The organism is Cypionkella psychrotolerans, assembly GCF_001294535.1.
GTDB classification, from domain to species: Bacteria; Pseudomonadota; Alphaproteobacteria; order Rhodobacterales; family Rhodobacteraceae; genus Cypionkella; species Cypionkella psychrotolerans.
In genome coordinates, this window is sequence record NZ_LGIC01000065.1 from 1 (window position 1) to 14,670 (window position 14,670).

At 59.3% G+C, this 14,670-nt stretch carries 16 protein-coding genes, 1 tRNA gene and 1 pseudogene; 12 read left to right on the forward strand and 6 right to left on the reverse strand.

The features are described from left to right. Positions 1-832, forward strand: a pseudogene (locus AKV04_RS13100) (integrase core domain-containing protein); the annotation flags it as partial. On the opposite strand, the gene AKV04_RS13105 reads toward AKV04_RS13100, so the two are convergent. Then, positions 829-1,587: a DUF6538 domain-containing protein gene (locus AKV04_RS13105; protein WP_328287149.1), complete on the reverse strand. Its 759-nt coding sequence runs from the start codon at positions 1,585-1,587 to the stop codon at positions 829-831. The pseudogene AKV04_RS13100 and the gene AKV04_RS13105 overlap by 4 nt on opposite strands. An 80-nt stretch (positions 1,588-1,667) precedes the next feature. Continuing rightward, a tRNA-Thr gene (locus tag AKV04_RS13110) sits at positions 1,668-1,742 on the reverse strand. A gap of 138 nt (positions 1,743-1,880) precedes the next feature. On the opposite strand from AKV04_RS13110, the gene AKV04_RS25600 reads away from it, so the two are divergent. Genes AKV04_RS25600 through AKV04_RS13120 form a run of 3 tightly spaced genes read left to right on the forward strand, consistent with a single transcriptional unit; the run spans position 1,881 to position 3,823 of the window. Continuing rightward, positions 1,881-2,072, forward strand: a complete 192-nt coding sequence (locus AKV04_RS25600; protein ID WP_156317555.1) for a hypothetical protein — start codon at positions 1,881-1,883, stop codon at positions 2,070-2,072. 9 nt (positions 2,073-2,081) lie between these two features. After that, complete coding sequence (murA, locus tag AKV04_RS13115) at positions 2,082-3,350, forward strand: UDP-N-acetylglucosamine 1-carboxyvinyltransferase (RefSeq protein WP_054006872.1); 1,269 nt, start codon at positions 2,082-2,084, stop codon at positions 3,348-3,350. Next, positions 3,347-3,823: a DUF2948 family protein gene (locus AKV04_RS13120; protein ID WP_054006873.1), complete on the forward strand. Its 477-nt coding sequence runs from the start codon at positions 3,347-3,349 to the stop codon at positions 3,821-3,823. Before murA ends, AKV04_RS13120 begins: the two co-directional genes overlap by 4 nt. A gap of 30 nt (positions 3,824-3,853) precedes the next feature. On the opposite strand, the gene AKV04_RS26200 is transcribed toward AKV04_RS13120, so the two are convergent. After that, a complete protein-coding gene (locus AKV04_RS26200; protein ID WP_156317527.1) occupies positions 3,854-4,030 on the reverse strand; it encodes a hypothetical protein in 177 nt (58 codons plus the stop codon). Positions 4,031-4,541: 511 nt separating this feature from the next. Here AKV04_RS26200 and AKV04_RS13125 point away from each other — a divergent pair. The 7 genes from AKV04_RS13125 (at position 4,542) to AKV04_RS13155 (ending at position 11,273) form a co-directional block, all read left to right on the forward strand. Beyond that, positions 4,542-5,822, forward strand: coding sequence for an ABC transporter substrate-binding protein (locus AKV04_RS13125; RefSeq protein WP_082351641.1), 1,281 nt, complete (start codon positions 4,542-4,544; stop codon positions 5,820-5,822). Positions 5,823-5,935: 113 nt separating this feature from the next. Further along, entirely contained in the window at positions 5,936-6,904 is a 969-nt protein-coding gene (locus tag AKV04_RS13130) for a carbohydrate ABC transporter permease (RefSeq protein ID WP_054006874.1), read from the forward strand. Continuing rightward, a complete protein-coding gene (locus tag AKV04_RS13135; protein WP_054006875.1) occupies positions 6,901-7,734 on the forward strand; it encodes a carbohydrate ABC transporter permease in 834 nt (277 codons plus the stop codon). Before AKV04_RS13130 ends, AKV04_RS13135 begins: the two co-directional genes overlap by 4 nt. Before the next feature lie 4 nt (positions 7,735-7,738). Further along, complete coding sequence (locus AKV04_RS13140; protein WP_054006876.1) at positions 7,739-8,740, forward strand: ABC transporter ATP-binding protein; 1,002 nt, start codon at positions 7,739-7,741, stop codon at positions 8,738-8,740. Positions 8,741-8,803: 63 nt separating this feature from the next. Further along, positions 8,804-9,589 carry a ThuA domain-containing protein gene (locus AKV04_RS13145; RefSeq protein WP_054006877.1) on the forward strand — a complete coding sequence of 262 codons (786 nt, stop codon included), beginning with the start codon at positions 8,804-8,806 and terminating at the stop codon, positions 9,587-9,589. Beyond that, positions 9,589-10,647, forward strand: a complete 1,059-nt coding sequence (locus AKV04_RS13150; RefSeq protein ID WP_054006878.1) for a Gfo/Idh/MocA family protein — start codon at positions 9,589-9,591, stop codon at positions 10,645-10,647. Before AKV04_RS13145 ends, AKV04_RS13150 begins: the two co-directional genes overlap by 1 nt. Before the next feature lie 137 nt (positions 10,648-10,784). Beyond that, positions 10,785-11,273 (forward strand): cytochrome b, encoded by a 489-nt coding sequence (locus tag AKV04_RS13155; RefSeq protein WP_054006879.1) that lies wholly within the window; start codon positions 10,785-10,787, stop codon positions 11,271-11,273. Positions 11,274-11,362: 89 nt separating this feature from the next. Here the strand turns inward: AKV04_RS13155 and AKV04_RS13160 are convergent, their stop codons facing one another. Further along, positions 11,363-12,136, reverse strand: a complete 774-nt coding sequence (locus tag AKV04_RS13160) for an alpha/beta fold hydrolase (protein WP_054006880.1) — start codon at positions 12,134-12,136, stop codon at positions 11,363-11,365. Between the two features lie 96 nt (positions 12,137-12,232). Here AKV04_RS13160 and AKV04_RS13165 point away from each other — a divergent pair, with 96 nt between their 5' ends. Beyond that, complete coding sequence (locus AKV04_RS13165; protein WP_054006881.1) at positions 12,233-12,604, forward strand: hypothetical protein; 372 nt, start codon at positions 12,233-12,235, stop codon at positions 12,602-12,604. Positions 12,605-12,730: 126 nt separating this feature from the next. Here the strand turns inward: AKV04_RS13165 and AKV04_RS13170 are convergent, their stop codons facing one another. Together AKV04_RS13170 and glyA are read right to left on the reverse strand one after the other, a co-directional pair. Beyond that, a complete protein-coding gene (locus tag AKV04_RS13170; protein WP_235815649.1) occupies positions 12,731-12,946 on the reverse strand; it encodes a DUF805 domain-containing protein in 216 nt (71 codons plus the stop codon). Between the two features lie 236 nt (positions 12,947-13,182). Further along, a complete protein-coding gene (glyA, locus tag AKV04_RS13175) occupies positions 13,183-14,475 on the reverse strand; it encodes a serine hydroxymethyltransferase (RefSeq protein ID WP_054006883.1) in 1,293 nt (430 codons plus the stop codon). Positions 14,476-14,670 lie beyond the last annotated feature (195 nt).

Below are 14,670 nucleotides of genomic sequence, written 5' to 3' on the forward strand. Positions count from 1 at the left end.
TCTGACAGAGGCCGAAGAGGCAATGGTCGTCGCGTTTCGGCGCCATACGCTGCTGCCGCTGGATGACTGCCTCTATGCATTGCAACCGTCGATCCCGCACCTGACCCGTTCGGCGCTGCACCGGTGTCTGCAACGGCACGGCATCTCCCGCCTGCCTGATGTCGAGGGCGAGAAGCCGAAGCGCCAGAAGTTCAAGCGCTACCCGATCCATTGGCCGACAGGCGATGCTTGCATCGCCGAGAGGCGGGTTCTTTCACATCCGCTGCCCGGCAGTGGTTTGCCTGCAAACCACGAGAGCGGACATCGCTGAGATGCAGACCGCTGAAGGCAAGCTCTCGCTCTTCGTCGGCATCGACCGGACTGCCAAGTTCGCCGTCGCGCAACGCGTTGCAACGGCTGACAGACGCACCGTCTGGGAGTTCGTGCAACACATGCTCGAAGTCGTGCCCTATCAGGTTCATACCATTCTCCCCGATCGAGCCATTGGAAGCGCCACGGGTTCAAGCCCAATGGCGAGGGGCATCCCGTTCGCCGAGCAACCCCGGAACCGCAATACGATCTACTCCCGGCCAATGCGCTTCGACATGATCTGCGAGGCCAACGGGATTGAACACAGGCTGACGAAACCCAACCACCCATGGACGAACGGCCAAGACGAGCGAATGCTTCTCGGTGTTTGACGGCAAACAGCTGTCAGCCAACCGAACCGCACGATCAAGGACGCGACGATCAAGCGCTTCCACTACGACAGCTACGCACGCACCTTGCCGACTTCCTGGCCGCCCACAACTTCGCCCGACGGCACAAGACGCTGAACGGCCTCACGCCCTAGTCGGCCCAATCGGCTATGTTCTCGGGCGTAACGCGCTGGGCATCATCATGGCCGAGATAGGTTATCAGGGCCTCAATCTTCTGGCGAAAATCACCGACGGTCTTGATTGATTTGCCTTCGTCAAGATGGTCGCGCTCCCAAAGCTTGAACAAAGCCCGGATGGTCAGACCTTCATTGCCAGCCTTCGGGGCAACCCCACTGGACGCTTTCAAGGCAGGGAACCGGGCCGCATCGGGGTCCGGGCGATAGTCACCCTTGGCGCGTTTTTGTTGCTGTTCAGCGGCTTGCCTCAGGGCGCTATCAAGTTCCGCCAAAAGGCGCTGGCGGCTGTGATCATCGGTGACAAGCCCCTGTTCCAGAAGCAGTCTGTCGGCCTCTGAGCCATACCATTTCGCAAGGCCATCAGGCGCAGCGGCAACACGATCAAGCAAAGCCAACACCGCCCGCCAGATTGAGGGTTCGCCCGGTTCCAGTTCAAGCGAAGCCATCACGTCCCGATAGAGGATGCCCGACAGCGCAACAATCTGGGCATGGGGCAGGGGTTCAGGTTGCTTGCGGTGACGTTCCCAGACCATCGCCTGTTTCAGCATAGCTGCCGCATTTAGCACCTTGGCTTGCTCGGGGTCCTTGGTCCGAAGGGACCAACTGATAAACTTGTCGCCCAGCAAACGGCGCAAGTCTGTAGGGACGCGCTGGCCGTAATAATACACACCAGTCTTCGGATGTTTGAAGGGTCGAGCCATTTGCAAAGCCATAGTGTAGCACCTTGGTGTAGCACCGAAGGCAATCTAAACCCTTGTTAACGCCTATCTTCTTGCTTTGAAAGGAAGAATGATGGTGCTGCAAGAGAGGATTGAACTCTCGACCTCACCCTTACCAAGGGTGTGCTCTACCACTGAGCTACTGCAGCGCCGATCGTTTGCGGAACCGTTTGGAACCGCTTGCGTGGCGGCTGAATAGACGCGTTCGCCGCAGGGTGCAAGAGCAAACTGGCGGTTTTTTGCATGGCCTTGCTGGACGGTTGACGCGCGCTGTATTAGAAGGCCTGATGCGTGAAAAACCTGATGACATTGGCCCGGGCAAGCCCAAATCTCAACGCGAGACTGAGCGCGAGGTGCGCTTGAAGCTGGCGTTGAAGGCGAATATGGGCCGCAGGAAGGCGCAAGCGCGGGCTAGATCGGCAGCGGATTCGGACGGCCCAGGCGCGGGCTTGATCGACGATAACAATAAAAACGAGTGAGGCTGGCAGATGGATTCGATTTTGGTAAAGGGCAATGGGCCGCTGAACGGGGTGATCCCGATTGCGGGGGCGAAGAATGCCTGCCTGACGTTGATGCCCGCGACGTTGCTTTCCGAAGAACCGCTGACGCTGACCAACGCACCGCGGCTGTCGGATATCGCGACGATGACACAGCTTTTGCAGTCTTTGGGTGCGGAAGTGGCCTCAATGCAAAACGGGCTGGTGCTGGCGATGTCGAGCCATAAAGTTGACAACCACACCGCTGATTATGAGATTGTACGCAAATTCCGTGCCTCGATCCTTGTGCTGGGGCCGCTGCTGGCGCGGGATGGTCATGCGATTGTTTCGCTGCCGGGGGGCTGTGCGATTGGCGCGCGCCCGGTGGATTTGCACCTGAAGGCGTTTGAGGCGATGGGGGCGGAACTCGATCTGCGCGACGGTTATGTCCACGCCAAGGCGCCGGGCGGACGGTTGCGCGGGGCGGTGGTGGAGTTTCCGTTTGTCTCGGTGGGGGCCACGGAAAACGCTCTGCTGGCGGCGACTTTGGCGAAAGGCACCACGGTTTTGAAGAATGCGGCGCGCGAGCCGGAGATTGTCGATCTTGCGGTGTGTCTGCGCCGGATGGGGGCGCAGATCGACGGCGAAGGTACCAGCACGATCACCATTCAGGGCGTGGACCGTCTGGGCGGGGCGACGCATCCGGTGGTGACGGACCGGATTGAACTTGGCACCTACATGCTGCTGCCTGCGATTTGTGGCGGTGAGGTGGAGTGTTTGGGCGGCAAGATGAGCCTTGTCGGTGCGTTTGCCGAAAAGCTGGATGCAGCCGGGGTTTCGGTGGTGGAAACCGAGCGCGGGTTGAAGGTGACGCGGAAGAATGGCCGGGTGAATGCGGTCGATGTGGTCACAGAGCCGTTCCCCGGCTTTCCGACCGATTTGCAGGCGCAGATGATGGCGTTGCTTTGCACAGCCGACGGGGTTTCGGTGCTGGAGGAGAAAATCTTCGAGAACCGCTTCATGCACGCGCCGGAACTGGTGCGGATGGGCGCGAAGATTGATGTACATGGCGGCCATGCCACGGTCACCGGCGTTGAGAAATTGCGCGGCGCACGGGTGATGGCGACAGATCTGCGCGCCTCGGTGTCGTTGATCCTAGCGGGCCTGGCGGCCGAAGGCGAAACCGTCGTCAGCCGAGTTTACCACTTGGATCGGGGCTATGAGCGGGTTGAGGAAAAGCTGCGTGGCGTTGGCGCCCAGATCGAACGGATCAGCGGATGAGCGATGCGCGGTTTGAAGATGGCGGTGAAGTGCCGCTGCGGCTGGTAGCCAATGATGCTGAAGGTTTGGCGGTGATTGCGGCGCTGGTGCAGGACGCGGTGTTCCCGATCACCGAGATGTCGCTGGTGCGGCAAAAGCGGCGGTTTGCGCTGATGCTGAACCGGTTCCGCTGGGAATACCGTGAGGCCGCCGAGAAGGCGGGGCAACCGTTTGAGCGGGTGCAAAGCCTGCTGGTGTTTGAAGATGTGCTGGCAGTGCAAACACAAGGCATTGATCGTGCAGATAAAGACACCATCCTGTCGCTGCTCGATATCAGTTTCTCGCCGGGCGTGGATGGCACGGGTTTGGTGACGCTGATCTTGGCAGGGGATGGCGCGATTGGCTTGCAGATCGAGGCGCTGGACGCCACCCTGCGCGATGTCACAAGACCTTATCTGGCACCTTCGGGTAAGGTGCCAGAGCATGGAGCGTAAGGCTTAGGCCTCGGCTTGACCGCTGGGGCCTTAGTCTTTTGGCCCGTTGGTATTGATCACTACGGAATTCTTCGTGCTAGGCGTCGCCACGGCGGGCTTGGCCTTGTCTTTCTTTGGCTTTTTCACGTTCTTGCCGGGTTTGCTCATGCCCTTGGCCATCTGATTTTCCTTACAAGCAGCGGCCATCCGTTTGGCCTTGATCACCATGCGCCTTTACGGGCACAAACCCAAGCCCATTCGGCTGGGAGGGCTGCTTTGAACGCTTCATATGCCAGGCAGAAGATCGGCTTAGTTTTGGCCCAGATTTGGAGAAAATTCACATCGCTTTTAGCGGTCTGAGTGCAGTTTTGCAGTTCGGTCGCCGTAGTTTGACTATAGGGGCGCTGCAGCGTTAGTAGTGGGGTGTTTTTGGTAAATATATATAATTAACAATAAGTTGCGGAAATTTTTTGATATACTAAATGCTGCATTGCCGCAGGAAAATGCGGCGACGCAGCAACCGCAGGCTGAGAGGGTTGCAATAGATTTTCAATCCATCGAACGACCTGCATTTGAAAATTTGAAAGCGCTTTGAGCCGCGAATCGTTGACGAAATGGACAGTTTCGGGCTATTGCCGTGCAAACGCTTCGGGAGGCCGGGTCGCAAGAACCGGAAAAGGACGCGTTTTAGACAGGGCAGCGCCGATAGGGCGCGATCAAAATTATAGGGAGGAAATCCATGTCCTTTGGATTCAAGAGCCGCGCATTGCGGTCGGCTGGTGTTGTCGCGCTGATCAGCGCGCTGGGGACGCCGATGATGGCGGAAGAAATCTTCTACGTCTCCGGCTCGGTCGGTAAAGCGGTTGAGAATTTTAAAACGCTGGTGAAGCCGTGGGAAGATGCCACTGGCAACACCGTGACGATGGTGCCAATGCCGGCGTCAACCTCGGATCAGTTCGGCCAGTACCGGCTGTGGTTGGCCGCAGGTGCTACCGATATTGACGTCTACCAGACCGACGTGATCTGGGCACCGCAGCTGGCGGATCACTTTGTTGATCTGAGCGAAGCCGCCAAAGATCTGGCCCCGACGCATTTCCCCTCGATCATCGAATCGCAAACCGTTGCGGGCAAACTGGTGGCCTTGCCGATCTTCACCGATGCGCCCGCGCTGTATTACCGCAAGGATTTGCTTGAGAAATACGGCGTTGCGGTGCCGAAAACCTGGGACGAGCTGACAGCGGCTGCAACCAAAATCCAAGAGGGTGAGCGGGCAGCAGGCAAGGGTGATTTCTGGGGCTATGTCTGGCAGGGCAACGCCTATGAAGGCCTGACCTGCGATGCGCTGGAATGGGTGAAATCCTTCGGCGGCGGGCAGATCGTTGAGGCTGATGGCACGATCTCGATCAACAACGAGAAAGCCGTGAAGGCGCTGGAAACCGCAAAGGGCTGGGTTGGCACGATCTCGCCAGAGGGCGTTCTGGCTTACGGCGAGGAAGAATCGCGCGGCGTCTGGCAGACTGGCAACGCGGCGTTCATGCGCAACTGGCCCTATGCTTACACGCTGGGCAATGGCGACGACTCGGCAGTCAAGGGCCTGTTCGACGTCACCACGCTGCCGGTGGGCGCAGAGGGTGACACTTCGGCGGCGACTTTGGGCGGCTGGAACGTGGCTGTGTCGAAATACTCCAAACATCAGGATGTGGCGATCAGTCTGGCTTTGTATCTGGCGGGACCAGAGGCGCAAAAGGCACGCGCGATTTCGGAATCCGCGCTGCCGACCATCGTGGCTTTGTATGATGACGCTGACATCGCCGCCGCCCAGCCGATCATCCCGCAGTGGAAAGCCGTGTTCCTGAACGCCGTGCCACGGCCTTCGGCCCCGACGCTTGGCAAGTACAACGAGGTGTCCTCGAAGTTCTGGTCGGCAGTGCATGAAACCCTGTCGGGCAATGGCTCGGCTGCCGACAACCTTGCCGGGTTGGAAGCCGATTTGACCGACCTGAAGGGCGACGCCTGGTAATCCTCCCGTTATCGGGCACGCCTTGAGGATGGGCGGCGGCAGAGCATAACGCCAACCGCCGCCCATCTTTTACGCTCGGCCTCGGAGGGGGGCCGGTTTAAGGGGGGAAATTCATGACAGCTTCAAAGACTGCCATAGGGCGGGAAAGTGGCCTGAGCCTGCAAAAGCAGCGCCAGAAAGCCGCGTTCTGGTTCTTGGCCCCCATGCTGATCGCGCTGTTTTGCGTCGCAGCATGGCCCTTGCTGAGAACGGTTTGGTTCTCATTGACCGACACATCACTTAACAATCTGTATGGCGGCAAGTGGATCGGTTTTGACAATTACCTGCGGGTGCAAACCCTGTCGAACGGCACGGTGCGCTACAAAGGCACGCTGGTCGATCCGGCATGGTGGAACGCGGTGTGGAACACGGTGCGGTTCTCGGTGGCCTCTGTGGTCTGCGAAACCATTCTGGGGCTGATCGTGGCGCTGGTGCTGAACGCCGAGTTCAAGGGCCGCGGTTTTGTGCGCGCCGCGATCCTGATCCCATGGGCGATCCCGACGATTGTTTCGGCGAAAATGTGGGCCTGGATGCTGAACGACCAATACGGCATCCTGAACGATATGGCGCTGAATTTGGGGCTGATTTCCAGCAAGATCGCATGGACCGCCAATTCTGATACCGCGATGTATGCGGTGCTGATGGTGGATATCTGGAAAACCACGCCGTTCATGGCGTTGCTATGTCTGGCGGGGCTGCAAATGGTGCCGCGCGATATTTATGAGGCGGCGAAGATTGACGGCATCAACCCGGTGAAAGTGTTTTTCAAGATCACGTTGCCGCTGATCCGCCCGGCGCTGATGGTGGCGGTGATCTTCCGGATGCTGGATGCTTTGCGGATTTTCGATCTGATCTATGTGCTGACGCCCAATTCGGCATCGACCAAGACCATGTCGGTGATCAGCCGCGAGAACCTGATCGAGTTCGATAAATTCGCCTATGGCTCGGCGCAATCGACACTGTTGTTCGCGATTCTGGCGATCTTCGTGTCGCTGTATATCTGGCTCGGCAAGGTCGATCTGTCCGGGGAGGGCGGCAAATGACCGGTAATAAACTGTTGAAATCCGTGGCCTTCTACGCGCTGGTCGTGGTGATCGTGCTGTTCTCGATCTTCCCGTTCTACTACGCCATCGTCACCTCGTTCGCGACCGGGACGGCGCTGTTTGAGGCCAATTATTTCCCGAAAGCCTTCGACTGGGCGAACTACAAGGCGGTGCTGGGTGGGGCGACCTTCCCGCGCAATATCCTGAACTCGGTCTTTGTCGCCACCACCACAGTCGTGCTGGCGCTGTTCCTTGCGGTGACGGCCTCCTATGCCTTGGCGCGGGTGCGCTTCCGGGGCCGGGGCCTGCTGCTGATGACGATCCTTGCGGTGTCGATGTTCCCGCAGATCGCCGTCCTCGCCGGGTTGTTTGAGCTGATCACCTACTTAGGCCTGTTCAATTCGCCCTTCGCGCTGATCCTGTCTTACACGATCTTCACGCTGCCGTTCACGGTCTGGGTGCTGACCACCTTCATGCGCGACCTTCCGGTTGAGATTGAGGAAGCCGCAATCGTCGATGGCGCAACCCCCTGGATCATCATCACCAAGGTGTTCCTGCCACTCTTGTGGCCCGCCTTGGTCACCACCGGCCTGCTCGCCTTCATCGGCGCGTGGAACGAATTCCTGTTCGCGCTGACCTTCACTTCCTCCGAGGTGACGCGAACGGTTCCGGTGGCGATTGCTTTGCTTTCCGGTGCATCGCAGCAGGAAATTCCTTGGGGCCCGATCATGGCAGCAAGCGTCATCGTAACGGTGCCGCTGATCATCCTCGTTCTTATCTTCCAACGCAAAATCGTCGCGGGTTTGACCGCAGGCGGCGTGAAGGGCTGAAAAAATGGCAAAAATTGAACTGAAGAACGTCAAGAAGTCCTATGGCGCGGTGGATGTGATCAAGGGCATCGACCTGACGATTGAGAAGGGCGAATTCATGGTGTTTGTCGGGCCCTCTGGCTGCGGCAAATCCACCCTGTTGCGGCTGATCTCGGGGTTGGAGGAGATTTCCTCGGGCGACATGCTGTTTGACAATGACCGCGTCAACAACGTGCTGCCCAGCCAGCGCGGCATCGCGATGGTGTTCCAATCCTATGCGCTTTACCCGCATATGTCGGTTTATGACAACATGGCCTTCGGGATGAAGCTGGCCAAGGCCAGCCCCGAGGCGATGAAGAAGAGGGTGATGGAGGCGGCGAAGCTGCTGCAAATTGATCACCTGCTGGACCGTCTGCCGAAGCAGTTGTCCGGCGGCCAGCGCCAGCGCGTCGCCATCGGCCGCGCGATTGTGCGCGACCCACGGGTGTTCCTGTTTGACGAGCCTTTGTCGAACCTCGACGCGGCTTTGCGGGTGCAGACCCGGTTGGAAATCGCCAAGCTGCACCACTCGATGACGGACGTGACGATGATCTACGTCACGCACGATCAGGTCGAAGCGATGACCTTGGCCGACCGGATCGCCGTGCTGCGCGATGGCCGGTTGGAGCAGGTGGGCTCGCCCGCCGAGCTTTATGAACGCCCGAATTCGATCTTCGTCGCGGGCTTCATCGGCAGCCCAAAGATGAACTTCCTGACCGGCAAATTCGCTTCGGATCACGGTTGCGCCACTTTGGGCATCCGCTCGGAGCATATCGACGTGGTCGAGGGCGGCTTGTGGACGGGCGAGATCGTGCATGCCGAAGATTTGGGCAGCGACAACTATTTGTTCGTTGAAGTCGGCTCGGATGAACCAATGATCGTGCGTCGTGAAGGTAAATTGACCATGAAGGTCGGCGATACCGTCTCGCTGTCGCCGAAGGCTGGCCAATTGCACAAGTTCGATCAGAACGGCAAGCCGATCCGCTAACCATCCTAAAACCATTCGTCGCGCCCCTTGTTGGGGGCGCGGCAGCTATCAAAGGAACATGCCATGAGCATCCGCGTCACCGTTTGGGGCGAGAACGTCCACGAACAGAAAAACAAAGTTGTGTCAGAGATTTACCCGCTGACGATGCATGGCACGATTGCCGCTGCGCTGAATAAGGCCGAGGGCATTTCGGCCGCAACCGTGACCTTACAGGATCCGGAACACGGGATGACGGCAGAAAAGCTGGCCGCAACTGATGTGCTGATCTGGTGGGGGCACGCCGCACATGGCGATGTCGATGATGCGATTGTCGAGCGGGTCTGTAACGCGGTTTGGGGCGGGATGGGGATCATCTTCCTACACTCGGCCCACTTCGCCAAGCCGTTCAAACGCCTGATGGGTGCGCCGTGCAACCTGACTTGGCGGGAAGCGGGCGAACGCGAACGGCTGTGGGTGACCAGCCGCCAGCACCCGATTGCGGCAGGCTTGCCCGATCATTTTGAGTTGGAATACGAGGAAATGTATGGCGAGCCGTTTGGCGTGCCGGAACCCTTGGAAACCGTGTTCATCAGCTGGTTTGCCGGGGGCGAGGTGTTCCGCTCCGGCCTGACCTACAAGCGCGGCGCGGGGAATATTTTCTATTTCCGCCCCGGCCATGAAACCTATCCGACCTATCACGACGCCAATGTGCAGCGGGTGATCTCGAATGCGGTGAAATGGGCGCATAATCCGAATGTGCGGATCGCCAACCCGAATGACGCGCCGAATACGCCTGTCGATAAGGCACTGGAGCCGATCACGGAACGCGGCCCGCGCCTGCATCATGACGGCGAGGCGGGGTATCGGTGATGGCGAAACCAGTTCGTATTCTGATCCTCGGCACCGGGGGCATGGCGGCCAACCATGCCGACTGTTTCAAGGCGATTGAAGGCGTCACGCTGGTGGGCGGCATCGACACGCGCCCTGTGCAACTGGCGGAGTTCTGTGATCGCCACGGCATCGCCGGGCGGTTTGCCTCGATTGACGAGGCGATTGCGTGGGGGCAGTTTGACGCTGTCACCAACGTGACACCGGATGCGGCGCATTACGCCACCACCTTGCCATTTCTGGCGGCGGGCAAGCACGTACTCTGCGAAAAGCCCCTTGCTACGTCCGAAGCGCAGGCCGATGCGATGGCCGCAGCCGCCGCAAAAGCGGGTGTGGTGAACATGGTCAACCTCAGCTACCGCAACGTAGCGGCCTTACAAAAGGCGGCGGCGATGGTGCGCGAAGGTGCCATCGGTACGGTCCGGCATTTTGAGGCGAGCTATTTGCAAAGCTGGCTGACCCAACCGGCTTGGGGCCATTGGGATAAAGAAAGCCAATGGCTGTGGCGGCTGTCGACAAAGCATGGTTCCAAGGGTGTGCTGGGCGATGTCGGCATCCATATCCTTGATTTTGCAACCTTTATCGCCGGGCAACCGGCGGTCGAAGTCTCATGCCGTCTTGCCACCTTCCACAAAGCGCCGGGCGATCAGATTGGCGAATACCCGCTCGATGCCAATGACTCCGCCACCATGCAGATCGTGCTGGAGAATGGCGCACTGGGCACGGTGGCCGCGACGCGGTTTGCCTCGGGCCATCTGAACGACCTGCGCCTGCGGATTTATGGCGACAAGGGCGGGCTGGAAGTGCGCTGGGAGAAGAACGAAAGCTCTCTCCGCGCTTGCCTTGAGGCCGATCTGCAAACGGGGCAGTGGCATGACATTGACGCTCCGGTGCTGGCGACGATCTACCAGCGTTTCATCGCCGCGATCCGAGGCGAGGGCGTGGCAGAGCCGGATTTTGCGCGCGGCGCAGCATTGCAGCGGCTGCTAGACCGGGCAGAGCAATCGGCAGGTCAAGCCGGCGTCAGCCTAAAGGTCTGATCCCGGCCTGCCGGTGGAAAACCGAGGCGTCCCCAGCGCCTCGGTTTGAATTTTGCGCAAACTGATATGAATCATAGGTGACGACGGAAACCAGCTTATATAGCGTATCAAGTCAAATGTTTATGAAGGGACGTCGCATGCCTGATCTCAAAGGCTATTCCGCCAGCCAAATCTTTCTGCATTGGCTGGTGGCAGGGCTGATCTTGTTCCAACTGATCTTTGGCGAAGATATGGGCGGCGCTTGGGACGCCTTTGAGGAGGGACGAACCCCCAATATGACGCTCTGGGTTTGGGCGCATATCGTGGTGGGAATCGCAGTGTTGGTGTTTGCGCTGTGGCGGCTGGCTTTGCGGTTCAACCGTGGCGCGCCAGAGGCTCCGGCCGATTCAGCGCTGATGATGTTGGCGGCGAAATGGGGACATTGGGCGCTTTATGCCGTGATGTTGCTGGCGCCGATTACCGGACTGGTGGCTTGGTATGGTGGTGTGGCCACGGCGGCAGAGCTGCATGGATGGTTCAAGCCGGTGATTATCGTGCTGGTCGCCGGGCATGTGGTGGCAGCGCTGTATCACCATTTTATCGTGAAGGATGGCTTGCTGCTGCGGATGAAACGCCCGCTGGACTAAGGCGCGCGGCCTGCGCCGAACCGGAAAACGCGGTTTTCCGTACACGATTTTTGGGTCAAAAATCGGTTTGGCGCAAATATTTAGGAAGACTAGCCGTTCAGAAACACCTGCACGGCCTGTTCAAATTCGCGCGGGCGCTCGGCGTGCAGCCAGTGGCCCGCGCCGGGCAGCTTGGCGAAATGCGATTTCGGGAACAGGCTTCGGATGGTGTCGCGATACTCCGGCTTGACGTAATGCGACAGAGCCCCGGTGAGAAACAGCGTGTGGCCCGCAAACTGCCCCTCGGTGCCCGGCCAACCAACAATCAACGGCATCTGATCTTCCAGCACATCAAGGTTCAGCCGCCAGATCGGGGGCTGTGCCTTTAGGTCAAGCGATTGCAAGAAAAATGCCCGTAGGGCAGGGTCGGGGATGGTCGCGCTGAGCCTGCGATCAGCCTCACTGCGCGCGGTCAGGCCCGTCAAATCCAGCCCCCGCATCGCGTCAATATACTGGGTCTGGTCGTGGCTATAGGCCACCGGCGCAATATCGGCCACCACCAGCTTGCGCACCAGCGCAGGCTCGGTCAGCGCCAGTTGCATCGCAGCCTTGCCGCCCATCGAATGGCCCAGCACATCCATCGGCGTGCCCAATGCTTCAATCACTTCGGCCAGATCGCCCGCCATATCGGGATAACTTTGCGTGGCAGCCCTTGGGCTTTGGCCGTGGTTGCGCATATCGACCACATGTACCGCGCGGGTGTCGGCCAGATGCCGGGCGATCACGCTCCAGTTGCGGGCAGAGCCGAATAACCCATGCACGATCAGCAGATCGGGCAAGTTGGGGTCGGGTGCGGTGGCGGGATAGGTGGTGATCGCAAGCATGTGGCTTTGATAGCGCGGATTGAGAGTTTCGGCCAGAGCAGTTGAAGCCCTGCGGTGGCAGCGATAAGGTCCGGCGATGTCAAAAGGAAGTGCTACATGACCGGAGTGCCTATTCAGCAAATGGCCGACCGCGTGGCGGGTCTGATGGAGCAGCGCCTGCGGGTGCGGGGGCAGGGGCTTGGCGAAAAGCTGCGCAAGGGTGGACGGTTGTTGCCACGCCGGGTGCGCGCGTCGGCAGAGGTTTTGCACACCGGAGCCGTGATGGCGCAAAACCCCAAGCTCTGGGCGCAGGTCGATCAGCAGGCGGTGGCACAGGCCTATGACACCTGCGTGCGGCATCTGAACGGCGTCGATGGCGGTGATCGCCGCAAGGGCGCCGTGCTGGGGATTGCGGCCTCGGTCGCGTTCTCGGTTCTGGCTGTGGCCGCTTTGCTGTTTGCAGTGCTGCGTTGGCGCGGTTTTATTTAGCCGGACGCAGGCCAGAACAAACAGCAACCGCGCCCAATCGCCACGGCTGAGCCCCCTCGGCGCGAAGTGATGGGTGGCTGATCGGGCAGGTGAGGCACGCGGCGCATGTCGGGTGTCATAGTCTGATCACGAAATCGGATTGGCACCAAAACGGTTGCTGCCAATATCACCGGGCATAACATACAGTACAAATTCGAGAAATTGGCCGATAAACGGTAAAAACAGCGCCAGCCAGATCGCCTGCTGCACACTGATATCGTTGGCGCGCCGAATGGTTACAGCGATTTTTGAGCAGACCAACACCCCGACAATCACCGCCCCGGCTATGAGAATCAACGGCACGGGCAAAAGGCGGCAGATATGGAGGGCGAGCAAAACCGCCGTCCACTATGCCAGTTGGTACAGCAGGTAGCTTTTGCGATTGCGCCGGACCGAGAGACTAAAAAGATATTCAAAGACTGGTTGTGACATGGGCCAGGCGCAAAACTGCATTGCCGTATTAGGCCTGTGATCGCCCAAAATGACAAGAGGGTGGACAGATACCACCCTCTTGCCCGTTTTACAAAGAATCGCGTGACTTACAGTCCCGGATACATCGGGAATTTCTCGCACATGGCTTCAACGCGGGCTTTCACGGCGGCCTCAACCTTGGCGTTGCCATCCTCGCCATTGGCGGCCAGACCATCAACCACTTCGACGATCCATTTGCCGATCTGGCGGAATTCAGCCTCGCCAAACCCCCGCGTGGTGCCTGCCGGTGTGCCAAGACGCACACCCGAGGTCACGGTCGGCTTTTCCGGGTCAAACGGGATGCCGTTCTTGTTGCAGGTGATGTTGGCGCGGCCCAAGGCTTTCTCGGTGGCATTGCCTTTCACACCCTTAGGGCGCAGATCGACCAGCATGACATGGGTGTCGGTGCCGCCAGTGACGATGTCGATGCCACCTTTCATCAGCTCATCCGCCAAGGCTTGCGCGTTCTTGATCACTTGGCCGGCATAGGCTTTGAATTCGGGGCGCAGAGCCTCACCGAACGCCACGGCTTTCGCGGCGATGACGTGCATCAACGGGCCGCCTTGGATGCCGGGGAAAATCGCCGAGTTCACTTTCTTGGCGATATCTTCGTTGTTGGTCAGGATCATGCCGCCTCGCGGGCCGCGCAGGGTTTTGTGGGTCGTGGTGGTCGCAATGTCAGCATAGGGGAAGGGCGAGGGATGATGACCGCCGGCCACAAGGCCCGCAAAGTGAGCCATATCGACCATCAGGTAGGCACCCACTTTATCCGCCACTTCACGGAACTTGGCAAAGTCGATCTGGCGCGGCACGGCGGAACCGCCCGCGATGATCAGCTTCGGCTTATGCTCCAGCGCCAAGGCTTCCAGCTGGTCATAGTCGATGCGGCTGTCTTGCTGACGCACGCCGTACTGGATGGCGTTGAACCATTTGCCCGACTGGTTCGGGGCCGCGCCGTGGGTCAAATGACCACCGGACGCGAGGTTCATCCCCAGAATGGTGTCGCCGGGTTTCAGCAAAGCGTTGAACACGCCTTGGTTGGCTTGGCTTCCCGAGTTCGGCTGCACGTTGACAAAACCGCAGCCAAACAGCTGCTTGGCGCGGTCAATCGCCAGATTTTCAGCCACGTCAACGAATTCGCAGCCGCCATAATAGCGTTTGCCCGGATAACCCTCGGCATATTTGTTGGTCATCACCGAGCCCTGCGCTTCCATCACCGCGCGGCTGACGATGTTTTCCGAAGCGATCAACTCGATCTCATGGCGCTGACGCCCCAATTCGTTGGTGATCGAGCCGAAAAGTTCGGGATCGCGGCTGGACAGGCTTTCGGTGAAAAATCCGGTATCGCGGTGGGCGGTCATGGCGTCTCCTGCGGGTGATGGGCCGATTTGCAGCGGTTCTAGGCCAAGGGGGGGCTTTGGGGAAGGCAAGAAACGACGCGGAACGGGTCGGTTACGCCGTCTTGTTCACTATAGGAAACTTGTTACCGCTATCGAAAGCGCGGGCAGGGCTTGAGTTTGGCGGCAGGGCGGGCAAGGCTGCGCATCCAAGCACAA

Coding starts and splice junctions, on each gene's coding strand:
- glyA (WP_054006883.1), bottom strand. CDS start 14,475: ATGACCGCCCACCGCGATACCGGATTTTTCACCGAAAGCCTGTCCAGC.
- AKV04_RS26200 (WP_156317527.1), bottom strand. CDS start 4,030: ATGGTGATCAAGGCCAAACGGATGGCCGCTGCTTGTAAGGAAAATCAG.
- AKV04_RS13135 (WP_054006875.1), top strand. CDS start 6,901: ATGACCGGTAATAAACTGTTGAAATCCGTGGCCTTCTACGCGCTGGTC.
- AKV04_RS13160 (WP_054006880.1), bottom strand. CDS start 12,136: ATGCTTGCGATCACCACCTATCCCGCCACCGCACCCGACCCCAACTTG.
- AKV04_RS13105 (WP_328287149.1), bottom strand. CDS start 1,587: ATGGCTTTGCAAATGGCTCGACCCTTCAAACATCCGAAGACTGGTGTG.
- AKV04_RS13145 (WP_054006877.1), top strand. CDS start 8,804: ATGAGCATCCGCGTCACCGTTTGGGGCGAGAACGTCCACGAACAGAAA.
- AKV04_RS13140 (WP_054006876.1), top strand. CDS start 7,739: ATGGCAAAAATTGAACTGAAGAACGTCAAGAAGTCCTATGGCGCGGTG.
- AKV04_RS13120 (WP_054006873.1), top strand. CDS start 3,347: ATGAGCGATGCGCGGTTTGAAGATGGCGGTGAAGTGCCGCTGCGGCTG.
- AKV04_RS13150 (WP_054006878.1), top strand. CDS start 9,589: ATGGCGAAACCAGTTCGTATTCTGATCCTCGGCACCGGGGGCATGGCG.
- AKV04_RS25600 (WP_156317555.1), top strand. CDS start 1,881: ATGCGTGAAAAACCTGATGACATTGGCCCGGGCAAGCCCAAATCTCAA.
- murA (WP_054006872.1), top strand. CDS start 2,082: ATGGATTCGATTTTGGTAAAGGGCAATGGGCCGCTGAACGGGGTGATC.
- AKV04_RS13130 (WP_054006874.1), top strand. CDS start 5,936: ATGACAGCTTCAAAGACTGCCATAGGGCGGGAAAGTGGCCTGAGCCTG.
- AKV04_RS13125 (WP_082351641.1), top strand. CDS start 4,542: ATGTCCTTTGGATTCAAGAGCCGCGCATTGCGGTCGGCTGGTGTTGTC.
- AKV04_RS13165 (WP_054006881.1), top strand. CDS start 12,233: ATGACCGGAGTGCCTATTCAGCAAATGGCCGACCGCGTGGCGGGTCTG.
- AKV04_RS13155 (WP_054006879.1), top strand. CDS start 10,785: ATGCCTGATCTCAAAGGCTATTCCGCCAGCCAAATCTTTCTGCATTGG.